Source organism: Falsiroseomonas oryzae (genome assembly GCF_027856955.1).
Taxonomy (GTDB): Bacteria; Pseudomonadota; Alphaproteobacteria; order Acetobacterales; family Acetobacteraceae; genus Falsiroseomonas; species Falsiroseomonas oryzae.
This window is the reverse complement of record NZ_JAPSMD010000145.1, coordinates 1-12,252: the sequence shown is the minus strand read 5'-3', so window position 1 is coordinate 12,252 and position 12,252 is coordinate 1. Positions and strand designations below refer to the sequence as shown.

The 12,252-nt window shown below is 71.7% G+C and carries 11 protein-coding genes; 6 read left to right on the top strand and 5 right to left on the bottom strand.

Annotated features, from left to right (window positions below; genetic code table 11):
* The coding region (locus tag OZN99_RS15280; RefSeq protein ID WP_270936108.1) for a hypothetical protein at positions 1 to 446 on the top strand (446 nt) is incomplete at its 5' end.
* Between the two features lie 165 nt (positions 447 to 611).
* Here the strand turns inward: OZN99_RS15280 and OZN99_RS15275 are convergent.
* The 3 genes from OZN99_RS15275 to groES all read right to left on the bottom strand — a co-directional run bounded on the left by OZN99_RS15275 (position 612) and on the right by groES (position 3,117).
* The gene (locus OZN99_RS15275; protein WP_270936107.1) at positions 612 to 815 is read right to left on the bottom strand and encodes a cold-shock protein; all 204 of its coding nucleotides are present in this window, start codon (positions 813 to 815) and stop codon (positions 612 to 614) included.
* Positions 816 to 1,114: 299 nt separating this feature from the next.
* Positions 1,115 to 2,752, bottom strand: coding sequence for a chaperonin GroEL (groL, locus tag OZN99_RS15270; protein ID WP_270936106.1), 1,638 nt, complete (start codon positions 2,750 to 2,752; stop codon positions 1,115 to 1,117).
* Positions 2,753 to 2,805: 53 nt separating this feature from the next.
* On the bottom strand, positions 2,806 to 3,117 hold the full coding sequence (groES, locus tag OZN99_RS15265) for a co-chaperone GroES (protein WP_270936105.1): 312 nt from the start codon (positions 3,115 to 3,117) through the stop codon (positions 2,806 to 2,808).
* Between the two features lie 346 nt (positions 3,118 to 3,463).
* Here groES and OZN99_RS15260 point away from each other — a divergent pair, with 346 nt between their 5' ends.
* The 3 genes from OZN99_RS15260 (at position 3,464) to OZN99_RS15250 (ending at position 6,453) form a co-directional block, all read left to right on the top strand.
* Entirely contained in the window at positions 3,464 to 3,748 is a 285-nt protein-coding gene (locus tag OZN99_RS15260; protein WP_270936104.1) for an usg protein, read from the top strand.
* Positions 3,749 to 3,895: 147 nt separating this feature from the next.
* Positions 3,896 to 5,431: an aspartate:alanine exchanger family transporter gene (locus OZN99_RS15255; protein WP_270936103.1), complete on the top strand. Its 1,536-nt coding sequence runs from the start codon at positions 3,896 to 3,898 to the stop codon at positions 5,429 to 5,431.
* A gap of 17 nt (positions 5,432 to 5,448) precedes the next feature.
* Entirely contained in the window at positions 5,449 to 6,453 is a 1,005-nt protein-coding gene (locus tag OZN99_RS15250; RefSeq protein ID WP_270936102.1) for a 2-hydroxyacid dehydrogenase, read from the top strand.
* 24 nt (positions 6,454 to 6,477) lie between these two features.
* Here the strand turns inward: OZN99_RS15250 and OZN99_RS15245 are convergent, their stop codons facing one another.
* Both OZN99_RS15245 and OZN99_RS15240 read right to left on the bottom strand, forming a co-directional pair.
* Positions 6,478 to 7,185, bottom strand: coding sequence for a TVP38/TMEM64 family protein (locus OZN99_RS15245; protein WP_270936101.1), 708 nt, complete (start codon positions 7,183 to 7,185; stop codon positions 6,478 to 6,480).
* Between the two features lie 7 nt (positions 7,186 to 7,192).
* The gene (locus OZN99_RS15240; protein ID WP_270936100.1) at positions 7,193 to 7,996 is read right to left on the bottom strand and encodes a glycosyltransferase family 2 protein; all 804 of its coding nucleotides are present in this window, start codon (positions 7,994 to 7,996) and stop codon (positions 7,193 to 7,195) included.
* Between the two features lie 253 nt (positions 7,997 to 8,249).
* Between OZN99_RS15240 and OZN99_RS15235 the strand changes: the two genes are divergently transcribed.
* Positions 8,250 to 9,329: a COX15/CtaA family protein gene (locus tag OZN99_RS15235; RefSeq protein WP_270936099.1), complete on the top strand. Its 1,080-nt coding sequence runs from the start codon at positions 8,250 to 8,252 to the stop codon at positions 9,327 to 9,329.
* The coding region (locus OZN99_RS15230) for a PAS-domain containing protein (RefSeq protein ID WP_270936098.1) at positions 9,326 to 12,252 on the top strand (2,927 nt) is incomplete at its 3' end. The genes OZN99_RS15235 and OZN99_RS15230, both read left to right, overlap by 4 nt.

The window sequence follows — 12,252 nt, the reverse complement described above, 5'->3', positions numbered from 1 at the left end:
CCGGCGGCGCTGCGGCCGACGCGCCGCCGGCGGGCATGGGCGGCCTGGCCCCGCCGGAGCGCGCCGCGAACGAGAACCAGGTTCCGCCGCCGGACGAGCATCCGGACGAGACCAGCCGCCGCAACCTGCGGCAGGGGGCCGTGGGTATTGCCATGGCGGGCACCGCGATGGCGGCCGCGGGTCTCGTGATCGCCACAGGTGGCGCGGCCTTGCCGGCGGTCGCCGCCGCGGCAGCGGCCGGCACTGCGACGGGCGCCGTCGGGGAAGCGATTGGCACCGCCGTCGATCCCGGCACGGAAGCCGGCCAGGCAATGCCGGCGCCGGCGGCGAGCGGGCCGGTGATCGGGCTGCAGGCGCCGGATCCGGAGACGCGCGCACGGGCGGAACACCTGCTCCGCGAGGCCGGTGCGCGACGCGTCTTCGTGCAGGAAACCCGTGCCGGCTGATTCCGAACGCAGTCCGGGCCATTCGGGTCTCGGCGTCTGCCGGCCCGGACACGCCCATGGAGGATGCGCAGGAGAATGGCGGCGGGTCCGCCGCGATGTCGGGGGCCGCGGCCCCCGACCCTACGCCAGCATGGGACGGCAGCCGCCTGGTCGGCTGCGTGCCGGTCAGACCGGCCGGAGGTTGGTCGCGGCGGCCTTGCCACGCTCCATGGCGACCTCGTACGAGACCTTCTGCCCCTCGTTGAGGCCCTGAAGGCCTGCCTTCTGCACGGCGGTGATGTGCACGAACACGTCCTTGCCGCCGTCCTGGGGGACGATGAAGCCGAAGCCCTTCGTCGCGTTGAACCACTTCACAGTGCCGACCGCCATGCGATCCGGGCTCCTCAACCTTGATGTCGTCCGGGCGCCGATCGCCCGGACGGGCGCGCCACGCGACGGCGATTACCTTGAGGTGGCCAGAGGGCGAACGGAGCCCGGTAGGCACGGCAAGCCGGAACGCGAGGTCCCGGCCACGATGCGCGCCCCCATGCGACGAAGTCAAAGCTGCAGGGCCTCAGGTCACGCGCTTGTCAGCGCGGCTTGTCGCGCAGGACGGCATGGCCCCCGAACGCAGGAAGGGCGGGCCTTGCGGCCCGCCCCCCTTTCTTCATCCGATCCGGAACCGCGGATCAGAAGTCCATGTCGCCGCCCATGCCCGGGCCACCGGCCGGGGCCGCAGCCTTCTTCTCCGGACGCTCGGCGATCATCGCCTCCGTCGTGATCAGGAGCGAGGCGACCGAGGCCGCATCCTGCAGCGCCGTGCGCACGACCTTGGTCGGGTCGATGATGCCGGCGGCGACGAGGTCCTTGTACTCGTCCTTCTGCGCGTCGTAGCCGTAGGAGGCGCCGTCGTTGCGGAGGATCTCACCCGCCACGACCGCGCCGTCCTTGCCGGCGTTCTCGGCGATCTGCTTCAGCGGCGCCTGGATCGCGCGGCGCACGATCTCGATGCCGACCTGCTCGTCGTTGTTCAGGCCCTTCAGCCCGCCGAGCTTGGTGGAGGCGCGCAGCAGGGCGACGCCGCCGCCCGGGACGATGCCTTCCTCGACCGCGGCGCGGGTCGCATGCAGCGCGTCGTCGACGCGGTCCTTGCGCTCCTTCACCTCGACCTCGGTGGAGCCGCCCACGCGGATCACCGCCACGCCGCCGGCGAGCTTCGCCAGGCGCTCCTGCAGCTTCTCGCGGTCGTAGTCCGAGGTGGTCTCCTCGATCTGCGCCTTGATCTGCTCGCAGCGGCCCTGGATCTCCTCCTTGGAGCCGGCGCCGTCGACGATCGTGGTGTTCTCCTTCTCGATGCGGACGGTCTTGGCCTTGCCCAGCATGTTGAGGGTGACGTTCTCGAGCTTGATGCCGAGATCCTCGGAGATCACCTGGCCGCCCGTGAGGATCGCGATGTCCTCGAGCATCGCCTTGCGGCGATCGCCGAAGCCCGGCGCCTTCACGGCCGCGACCTTCAGGCCGCCGCGCAGCTTGTTCACCACCAGGGTCGCAAGGGCCTCACCCTCGACGTCCTCGGCCACGATCACCAGCGGACGGCCGGACTGCACGACGGACTCGAGCAGCGGCAGCATGGGCTGCAGGCCGGACAGCTTCTTCTCGTGGATGAGGATGTAGGGGTTGTCCATCTCCGCGATCATCTTCTCCGCGTTCGTGATGAAGTACGGAGAGACGTAGCCGCGGTCGAACTGCATGCCCTCGACAACGTCGAGCTCGGTCTGGATGCTCTTGGCTTCCTCGACCGTGATGACGCCCTCGTTGCCGACCTTCTCCATCGCCTTGGCGATCATCTCGCCGATCTCGGCCTCGCCGTTCGCGGACAGCGTGCCGACCTGGGCGACCTCGGCGGAGGTCGTGATCTTCTTGGTGTTCGCCTCGAGGTACTTCACGACCTCGGCGACGGCCTTGTCCACGCCGCGCTTCAGGTCCATCGGGTTCATGCCGGCGGCCACCGACTTCGCGCCCTCGCGGACGATCGCCTGGGCGAGCACGGTCGCGGTGGTGGTGCCGTCGCCGGCGATGTCGTTGGTCTTCGAGGCCACTTCGCGCACCATCTGGGCGCCCATGTTCTCGAACTTGTCGGCCAGCTCGATCTCCTTGGCGACGGTCACGCCGTCCTTGGTGATCCGCGGCGCGCCGAAGCTCTTGTCGATCACGACGTTGCGGCCCTTCGGGCCCAGCGTGACCTTCACCGCATCGGCGAGGATGTCGACGCCGCGGAGCATACGCTCACGCGCGCCGGCGCCGAACTTGACGTCCTTCGCAGCCATGTTTTCCGTTCCCTAGATGTGTGTGTCGTCAGTGACCAGCCGGAGGTGAGACCTCAGGCGGCCTTCGCGACGGAAGGGTTGTCGAGGATGCCCATGATGTCGGACTCCTTCATGATCAGGAGCTCCTCACCATTGAGCTTCACCTCGGTGCCCGACCACTTGCCGAACAGGATGCGGTCGCCGGCCTTCACGTCGAGCGGGCGGACCTCGCCCTTCTCGTTGATGGTGCCCGCGCCGACGGCGATCACTTCGCCTTCCTGCGGCTTCTCCTTGGCGGTGTCGGGGATGATGATGCCTCCCGCGGTCTTCTCCTCGGCCGTCACGCGGCGAACGAGAACGCGGTCGTGCAGGGGACGGAACTTCATGCGAATCCTCTCCTGACTGCTTCCATTAGAGTGGCAAGCTCTTCCGGAGATACGCGGTGGCGCCACACAGCATCTGTGCGCCGCCGCAGCCGGCGGACCCATTCCGGCGTCCGCTAGCACTCCCCCCAGAGGAGTGCCAACGATCTAGGCCAGCGCCCTCGACGCGTCAAGCATCGGCAGCACTCACCGAGTGCGAGTGCTAGTGCATTGAACTTGCTGGTTTTTCTTGCGTTGCCCCCGAAGCTTCATGGCATGCTTCCTACCCCGTCAGGGCGCGCCGCGCTGCCGGGACGGGAACAGGGAAGGAACTGCACGGCCTTTCGGTGGATACTGGACAGGAGCCAGCATGGATCTCAGCGATCTCCAGCGTCTCGCGCGATTTCCCCTGCTGCCGGATTGGCGGCTGACCACGGCGGAACTGCTCTACCACATGCCCGATCATCCGGGCGTCCTGCAGAGCTTCATCTGGCAGAAGCACGACCTGGCGCCGCGCTTCCCCGAGCTCGGTCGGTTCCTGGACTTCTGGCGGCGCGAGATCGAGGCCCCGCTCCATTCGGTCCGCGTCGCCTCCGCTGCGCTGACCCGGCCGGCGGAGCTGCGCTACGCGGGCGGGCAGTTCACGCTCCACTGACGCGGGCGCGGCGGCGAGGCGCCGGATTTCGCTAGCGATTGCGGCTGGCGGCGCATCCCGGTCCCGCGCCTGGACTGCCACGGCGCCGTATGGCGCAGGGGAGGCGACGCGGTGGAGTGGTTGCGTGCGGTTCTCGAGGGCTCGCCCATGCTGGCCCTCTTCGTCGCGATCGGGCTCGGCTACGCGCTCGGCCACGTCCCGGTGTTCGGCGTCACCTTCGGGGCGGGTGCGGTGCTGTTCTCGGGGCTGGCCATCGGCGCCATCGCGCCGCGCGCGGCACTGCCCGGCCTGGTCGGCACCCTCGGGCTGCTGATGTTCCTGTATGGCACGGGGATCCAGTATGGACCGCAATGCGTCGCCGGCCTGAAGGGGCCGGGCCTGCGCTGGATCCTGCTCTCCCTGCTGGCCGTGCTCGCCGCGCTGTTCGTCGCGCAGGGCCTGGGGGGGCTGCTCGGCCTGCCGCTGGCCATGTCGGCCGGCATGTTCGCCGGCGCCGGCACCAGCACGTCCGCGCTTCAGGCGGCGATCACCGCCGCAGGCGGCGGGCCGGAGCCGACCATCGGCTACGGGGTCGCCTATCCCATCGGCGTGATCGGCCCGATCCTGCTGATGAGCTTCATGCTGCGCAGCGTGAAGCCCGCGATCCCGCCGACGCCCCCGACGCTGCGCTATGCCGAGGTGACCCTGGCAGCCGGGGCGCCGCCACGGCGCGAGGCCGAGATCGAGGCCGCGCTGCCGCCCGGTGTCGAGGTGCTGGGCGTTCGTCGCGACCACCAGAACGAGTTCGTGGATCCGGGTGCCGTGCTGAAGGGCGGCGATGCGATGCTGTTGCTCGGCCCGCCGGCGGCGGTTGACCAGGCGGTCGCCGCGCTCGGCGTCGAGGAGACCGGGCGCCTCGCCAAGGACCGGGAGGAGCTCGACGTCGTCCGGGTGATCATCTCCAGGCCGGCCTTCCGCGGGAAGACCCTCGCCACCATGCCGATGCCGGGATTCCCGATTCGGGTCGGGCATCTGCGGCGCGGCGATGCGATGCTGCTGCCCGGGCCCGACGTCGTGCTGGAATATGGCGACGTGCTCCACGTGCTCGCCGAGCGCGGCCGCCGGGCCGAGGTCATCGCGCATTTCGGCGACAGCGTGAAGGGCAATGCGGAGCTGTCCTTCGTCTCGATCGGCATTGGCATGGCGCTCGGCCTTCTGCTCGGCCTCGTGAAGGTGCCGCTGCCGGGCGGTGGCAGCTTCAGCCTGGGCGTGGCCGGCGGCCCGCTGGTCGTTGCGCTATTCCTGGGCTGGCGCGGCAGCACCTTCGGCATCGGCTGGCGCATGCCGGTCGCGGCGAACCTGGTGCTGCGCAACTTCGGCCTGTCGGTCTTCCTGGGCCAGGTCGCGATCGCGTCCGGGCGGCCCTTCGTGGACACGGTGGCGAGCCAGGGTCCGGCGGTGCTGCTGGCGGCGCTGGTGGTGCTGGTCACGCTCGTCGCGACGGTGCTGGTCGTCGGGCACTACGTGCTGCGGATCCGCTTCGACGACCTGTTGGGCGTCTGCGCCGGCGCCACCGGCAATCCGGCGATCCTGGCGAGTGCCAACCGGATGCTCGGCAGCGACCGCCCTGATGTGGGCTATGCGATCGTCTTCCCGACCATGACGATCGCCAAGATCATCGCCGTCCAGCTGATGCTGGGCTGACGCGGCAGGAGACGCGCATGCGCATCGCGATGTTCAGCACCAAGCCCTATGATCGCCGCTCATTCGAAGCGGCGGGCCGGGCGCACGACATCCTCTACCTCGAGCCCCGCCTCGCGCCGGAGACCGCGACGCTGGCGGCCGGTGCGGGGGCCGTCTGCGTCTTCGTCAACGACGACGTCTCCGCCCCCGTGCTGCAGGCGCTGCATGCCGCGGGGACCCGCCTGATCCTGCTGCGTTGCGCCGGTTTCAACAACGTCGACCTGAAGGAGGCGGAGCGGCTCGGCATGGCGGTGGCGCGCGTGCCTGCCTATTCGCCGCACGCCGTCGCCGAGTTCACTATCGGCCTGCTGATCTCACTCGTGCGCGGCATCCATCGCGCCTACCAGCGCACGCGCGACGGCAACTTCGCCCTGGAAGGCCTGCTCGGCTTCGACCTGCACGGCCGCACCGCCGGCGTGATCGGCACCGGCCGGATCGGCGCGCTGGTCGCGCGCGCGCTGGCGGCCGGCTTCGGCTGCCGCGTCCTCGCCTACGACATCCACCGCGATCCCGGGCTGGAGGCGCTCGGTGTCACCTACACCGACCCACGCACCATCGCAGCGGAATCCGACATCATCACGCTGCACTGCCCGCTCACGCCGGAGACGCACCACGTCATCCGTGCGGAGACGCTCGCGCTGGCCAAGCCCGGGCTGATCCTGGTGAACACCAGCCGCGGCGGTCTCATCGATGCCGAGGCCGCGATCGAGGCCCTGAAGACGGGCCGGCTCGGCGGGTTGGCGATCGACGTCTACGAGCAGGAGGCGGACGTCTTCTTCGAGGACCTCTCGAACGAGATCCTGACCGACGACCTGCTCGCGCGGCTGCTGACCTTCCCCAACGTGCTGGTCACGGGCCATCAGGCCTTCTTCACCCGCGACGCGCTGCAGGCGATCGCCGAGGTCACGCTGGGCAATGCGACCCGGGCCGAGCAGGGCCTGCCGCTCGGCGCGTCGGAGGTGAAGGCGCCGCGGGCCGGTTAGTGCCGGCCGGGCACCGTTGCCCGGTCACGCCGACGCGCGGTTCTCCTCCGCCTCCAGCACGCGCGCGGCCTTGTGCCGGCGCAGCATCCAGAGGCCGAGGCCGAAGGAGACCAGAAGCAGGACGGCGCCGAGCGCCAATTGCCACGCCCCTTCCACCCGGATGCCCTTGCCGAGCAGGGCGAAGACCACCGTCTGTGGCAGGTAGCCGAGCGCCGAGCCGGCCAGGAACGGCACCGCGCGCAGCGCCGCCATCCCCGCCAGCAGGTTGAGCGCGATGTTGCTGCCGATCGGCAGCAGGCGCAGCGCCAGCGTCGCCTCGAAGGGGCTCTTCGCCAGCACGTCGCGCAGCGGCCGCAGCCGATGGCCGAACCGTCCATGAAGCCGCCGCTCCGCCCAGTCGCGGCCGAGCAGACGGGCCCAGCCATAGGCGGCCGCACAACCCAGGAGCTGCGCGGCCAGCCCCAGCAGCGTACCCAGCAGGGCGCCGAAGGCATAGCCGCCCAGGAAGGCCACGCCCTGGCGCGGCAGGCCGAAGACGGTCAGCGCGGCGCCCATCGCGACGAAGACCACCTCGCCCCACAGGCCCTCGTCGCGGATCGAGCGGTCCACCCAGGCGGTGCCAGGCACGCCGCCGAGTTCGCGCAGCAGCGCGCCGCCCGCGAGCAGCCCCGCCGCCAGCAGCAGCAGCTTCAGCAGCGCCCGCCGGCGCCCCCGCTGGGCTTCATCGGCCATGCGCGGCTCAACGCGGCGCGGCGCCCGGCGTCGGCATCTCCGCGGCGGATGGCGAGAGCCGCTCCGCGGCGGGTGGCGACAGCCGCTCCGCGGTGGGCCGCTTCCACCGGCGCTGCAGCCAGATCACGCCCAGCAGGTCGGAGATGCTGACCACCAGCCGATCGAGCGTGCCGTAGTTGGAGCGCCCGCGGGTCCGCGGCCTATGGTTCACCGGCTCGCTCACCACCCGCCCGCCCTGGCGCAGCACCAGCGCCGGCAGGTAGCGGTGCATGTGGTCGAAGCGCGGCAGGTCGAGGAACAGCGCGCGGGGGAAGACCTTCAGGCCGCAACCGGTGTCCGGCGTGGCGTCGCCCAGCAGCCGGGCCCGGACGCGGTTGGCGATGCGGCTCGTCACCCGCTTCACGCCGCTGTCCTTGCGCGTCACCCGGTGACCGGCCACCAGGATCGCGCCGCCCGCGCCCACCTCCGCGCGGGCGCGCGCCCAGAGCCTCGGGATGTCCGCGGGGTCGTTCTGGCCATCGCCGTCCAGCGTCGCGATCCAGGCCGCCCGCGCCGCGGTCACGCCGCTGACCACCGCCGCCGACTGCCCGCAGGACCGGCCATGCCGCAGCGCCACCAGCGGGAAGCGAGCCATCGCCTCCGCCAGCCGCGCCGCGGTGTCGTCGGCCGAGCCGTCGTCCACGCAGACCACCTCATGTGGCGTGTCGTGCAGCGCCGCCGCGATCTCGGCCAGCAGCGGCAGCACGTTCGGCCCCTCGTTCCGCATCGGGATGACCACCGAGAGCAGCGGCGCATCCGGCAGTGCCGGCATCACGCCGGCGGCCGACGGGGTTGCGGGGGCATGGCCTGGGGGCGCCGAGGGTGCCAGTTCGTGCCCAGGCGGTGTCATGACGGCGGGAGCGTGGCCTTGCGGCGCCGGGACGGCGCTGACGGGCCGGTCCGGCCCCGGGGCGAGATCGGGGGCCATGCGCGGCGGGGTAGCAGGGGGGCGCTTCCGCGGCAAGCTGCGGGAACCGCGCCGGCAAGGTGTGGGCGGCGCGCGACCCACTCCCTATTATAGTGCCATGCCGTTCGATGTTCGCCCCCTGACGCTGCCCGAAGCGGAGCGTCCGGCCCGTCACGATGCCCGCGCGGTCGCCTTCTGGCTGCTGGGGGTCGCCGCGCTGGTCTGGATCATGGTGGCCATCGGCGGCGCGACGCGGCTGACCGGCTCCGGCCTGTCCATCATGGAATGGGCGCCGCTGTCGGGCGCCCTGCCGCCCCTGACCGAGGCGGAGTGGATCCGGCTCTACGAGCTCTACCGGACCATCCCGCAATACGCCCTGGTGAACCAGGGCTTCGGGCTGGAGGGCTTCAAGGAGATCTTCTGGCTGGAGTGGATCCACCGGCAATGGGGCCGGCTGATCGGGCTGGCCTATGCGGCGGGTCTCGTCTGGTTCTGGGTCCGCGGCCGCATCCCGGCCGGCACCAAGCCTCGCCTGCTCGGCCTGCTGGCGCTGGGCGGGCTGCAGGGCGCCGTGGGCTGGTACATGGTCGCCTCCGGCTTCGAGGCCGGCCGGACCGAGGTCTCGCCCTATCGCCTGGTCATCCATCTTGGCTTGGCGCTGGTGATCTACGGCGCCCTGCTGTGGACCGCGCTGGGGCTGCTGCGGCCGCAGCCCGACGCCCCGGCGGATGCGCGGCCGGTGCGCAGCATGGTGCGCGTCACCTTCTGGTGCGTCGCGCTGGCGATGCTGGCCGGCGGCTTCGTCGCCGGCATTCGCGCGGGCTTCAGCTACAACACCTTCCCGCTGATGGACGGCCGCCTGGTGCCGGAGGGCTACCTGGACCTGGCGCCGTGGTGGCGGAACCTGACCGCCAACATCGCCGCCGTGCAGTTCAACCACCGCCTGCTGGCGACGGTCGCGGCTCTGGCGGCGGGCGGCGCGGTCTGGGCCGCGTTCCGCCGCCTGCCGGACGGCTTCGCCCGACGGGCCGTGCTTGGCCTCGGCGCCGCGGTCGCGCTGCAATACGCGCTTGGCGTGGCGACGCTGCTCTGGGTGGTGCCGGTCTCGCTCGGCACGCTGCACCAGGCCACCGCCGTCCTCGTGCTCACCGCGGCGCTGGTCGCGCTGCACGCCCTGCGCCCGGTCCGCAGCCCATGAAGCCCGACCACCTCGCGCTGCGCATCCTCGATGCGCTGCCGCAGGCGATAAGCGTGGTGGACGCGGCCGGGCGGCTGGCCTACGCCAACGCCGCCTTCTGGCGCGACGCAGGCGCCGATCCCTCCGCCTGTCCGCCAGGCACGCCGCTGCGCGAACTGGTGCGGCTGCTGGCCTATCGCGGCTTGTACGGCGCCGGCGACCCCGAGGCGCAGGCGGAGGCCGTGCTCGCCCTCGACCGCAGCCGGCCGACCCGCCGGCAGATCGGCCTGCCCGACGGCTCGCGCAGCTTCGAGACCACCTCCGTCCCCCTGCCGGGCGGCGGCTTCGTCAGCGTCGCGCACGACATCACCGCCCTGCTCCGCGCGCGCGAAGAGCAGGCGGCGCGCGCGCGCCTGCTGGAAGGCACGCTGGCACGGCTGCAGGGCGGCGTCGGCCGCTTCGATGCCGAGATGCGACTTGGCGTCTTCAACCCGGCCTATGAGTCGCTGATCGGCCTGCCGGGCAGCTCGCTGCGCCCGGGGATAACGCATCGCGAGATCATCGCGCTGCTGGATTCGCTCGGCGAATTCGCCGCGACTGGGGAGCCGGACGCGGTGGCGGAGAAGATGGAGCGCGACCGCTCCCGCCCCGCCGTGCGCCAGCGCGAGCGGCCGAGCGGGGAGGTGCTGCGCTTCGACAGCCAGCCCATGCCGGATGGCGGCTTCCTGATCGAGGTCAGCGACATCACCGCGCTGAAGCGCGCCGAGGACGAGGCGACGCGCCGCGCCGCGCTGCTGGACGGCGTGCTGGCGGCGCTGCCGCAGGGCGTGTGCCTCTACGGTCCCGACCGCCGCGTGCGGATGATCAACGCCTCCTACCGCCGGCTGATGGGCGACACGGACATCGCGCTGGGCGACCGGCTGGACGATGTCGTGGCGCGCCGCGTCGCTAGCGGGGAGTACGACGCCGCAACGGCGGAGCGCATCCTGGCGCGCTTCGCCCCGAGCGTGGACAACTGGCCCGTCATGCGCCGCGTGCGCCCCAACGGGATGGTGATCGAGAACAACATGGCCCGCCTGCCCGATGGCGGGATCATCTCGGTCTTCACTGAAGTCACCGCGCTGCACCGCGCCGAGGAAACGGCGCGCCAGCGCGCGGCGCTGTTGGACGGCGTGCTGGAGGCGCTGCCGCATGGCGTCTGTGTCTACGGCCCGGACCGGCGCGTCGCGATGTTCAACGAAGCCTATGCGCGCATCATGGACGGCACGCCGATCGCGCTGGGTGAGCACATCGACGCAGTGGCGGAGCGCCGGATCGCACAGGGCGAGTTCACCCGCGAGTATGTGGAGGAAGCGAACCGCCGTCTCCATGCAGGAACGCCCACGGGAGAGGAGGTCGTACGCCGCCGCCCGAACGGCAAGGTCATCTCGATCCGCGCCGCGAACCTTGCCGGCGGCGGCCATATCTCCGTCGTCACGGACGTGACCGCGCTGCACCACGCCGAGGAGGCCGCGCGCGAGCGCGCCACCCTGCTCGATGCAGTGCTGGAGGCGCTGCCGGACGGCGTCGTCGTCTATGGCGCCGACCGGCGCGCACGGATGTCCAACCCGGCCTATCGCCGCCTGCTGGGCGAGGGTGCCGTGCGGATCGGCGAAAGCCTGGAAGAGCTGCTGGAGCGCCGCATCACCCTCGGCGAGCAGAGCCGGGAGATGGGGGAGTCCCTGTTGCGGCGCCACCTCGGCCCCCAGGAGGAGGCCGGGCGGCCGATCCGCAAGCTCCGGCCCGACGGCACGGCAATCGTCAGCCGCGCCGGCCGCCTGCCCGATGGCGGGCACATCGCCGTGGTCACCGATGTCACCGCGCTGCATCGTGCCGAGGAGGAGCTGCGCCAGCGCGCCGCCATGCTGGAGGCGAGCTTCGCTTCCATGCGCCATGGCATGGCCATTTACGGCCCGGATCGCCGGCTGCTGGCTGCGAACGAGCGCACCGGCGAACTGACCGGCCTGCCGCAGTCGCTGTACACGCCGGGGCAGCTGTTCGACGAGCTGGTGGACGAGCAGGCGGTGCGCGGGGAGATCACCGCCGAGTTCGCGGCCGCGGCGAAGGTCATCGACCGCTCGCGCCCGCACCGCGTCACGCGCATCGCCAACGACCGTGTGGTGGAGGTGCTCTCCGACCCGACGCCGGATGGCGGCTTCGTCGTCACCTTCAGCGACGTCACCGCGCTGCACCGCGCGGAGGAGGAGCTGCGCCAGCGGGCGGCGATGCAGGCCGCGATGCTCGGCACCATCCGGCACGGCATCATCCTGTACGGCCCGGACCGCCGCGTCCTGGCGACCAACGCCAAGACCTCGGAGCTCACCGGCATGCCGGCCGACCGGCTGGTGCCCGGCCGCTTCATGGACGATCTGCTGGACGAGCAGGTGGCGCGGGGACAGATCGCGCCGGACCAGGCTGCGCAGATGAAGGCCTTCGACCGCAGCCGGCCGCTGCGCTACAGCCGCCGCCGTCCCGACGGCCATGTGCTGGACACCGTGTCCGAGCCGACGCCGGACGGCGGCTTCGTCATCACCTACAGCGACGTCACCGAGGAGCGTACCATCCGCGCCGAGCTGGAGCGCGCGCGCACCCAGGCCGAGGCGGCATCGGAAGCGAAGTCCCGCTTCCTGGCGACGATGAGCCACGAGCTGCGCACGCCGCTCAATGCCGTGATCGGCCTGTCGGACGCGATGGGCCTGGAGCGCGACCTGGACCGCGCGCTGGAATATGCGGCGATGATCAACGAGGCCGGCCGCCAGCTGCTGCAGCTGGTGGACGACATCCTGGACGTCGCGCGCAGCCAGACCGGCGCGCTGCGCGCGGCCGAGGACGTGGTCGCTCCGGCCGAGGTGATCGCGGGCGCCGCCGCCGCGGTGGCGCCGGCCGCCGCCACCGCCGGCCTTGC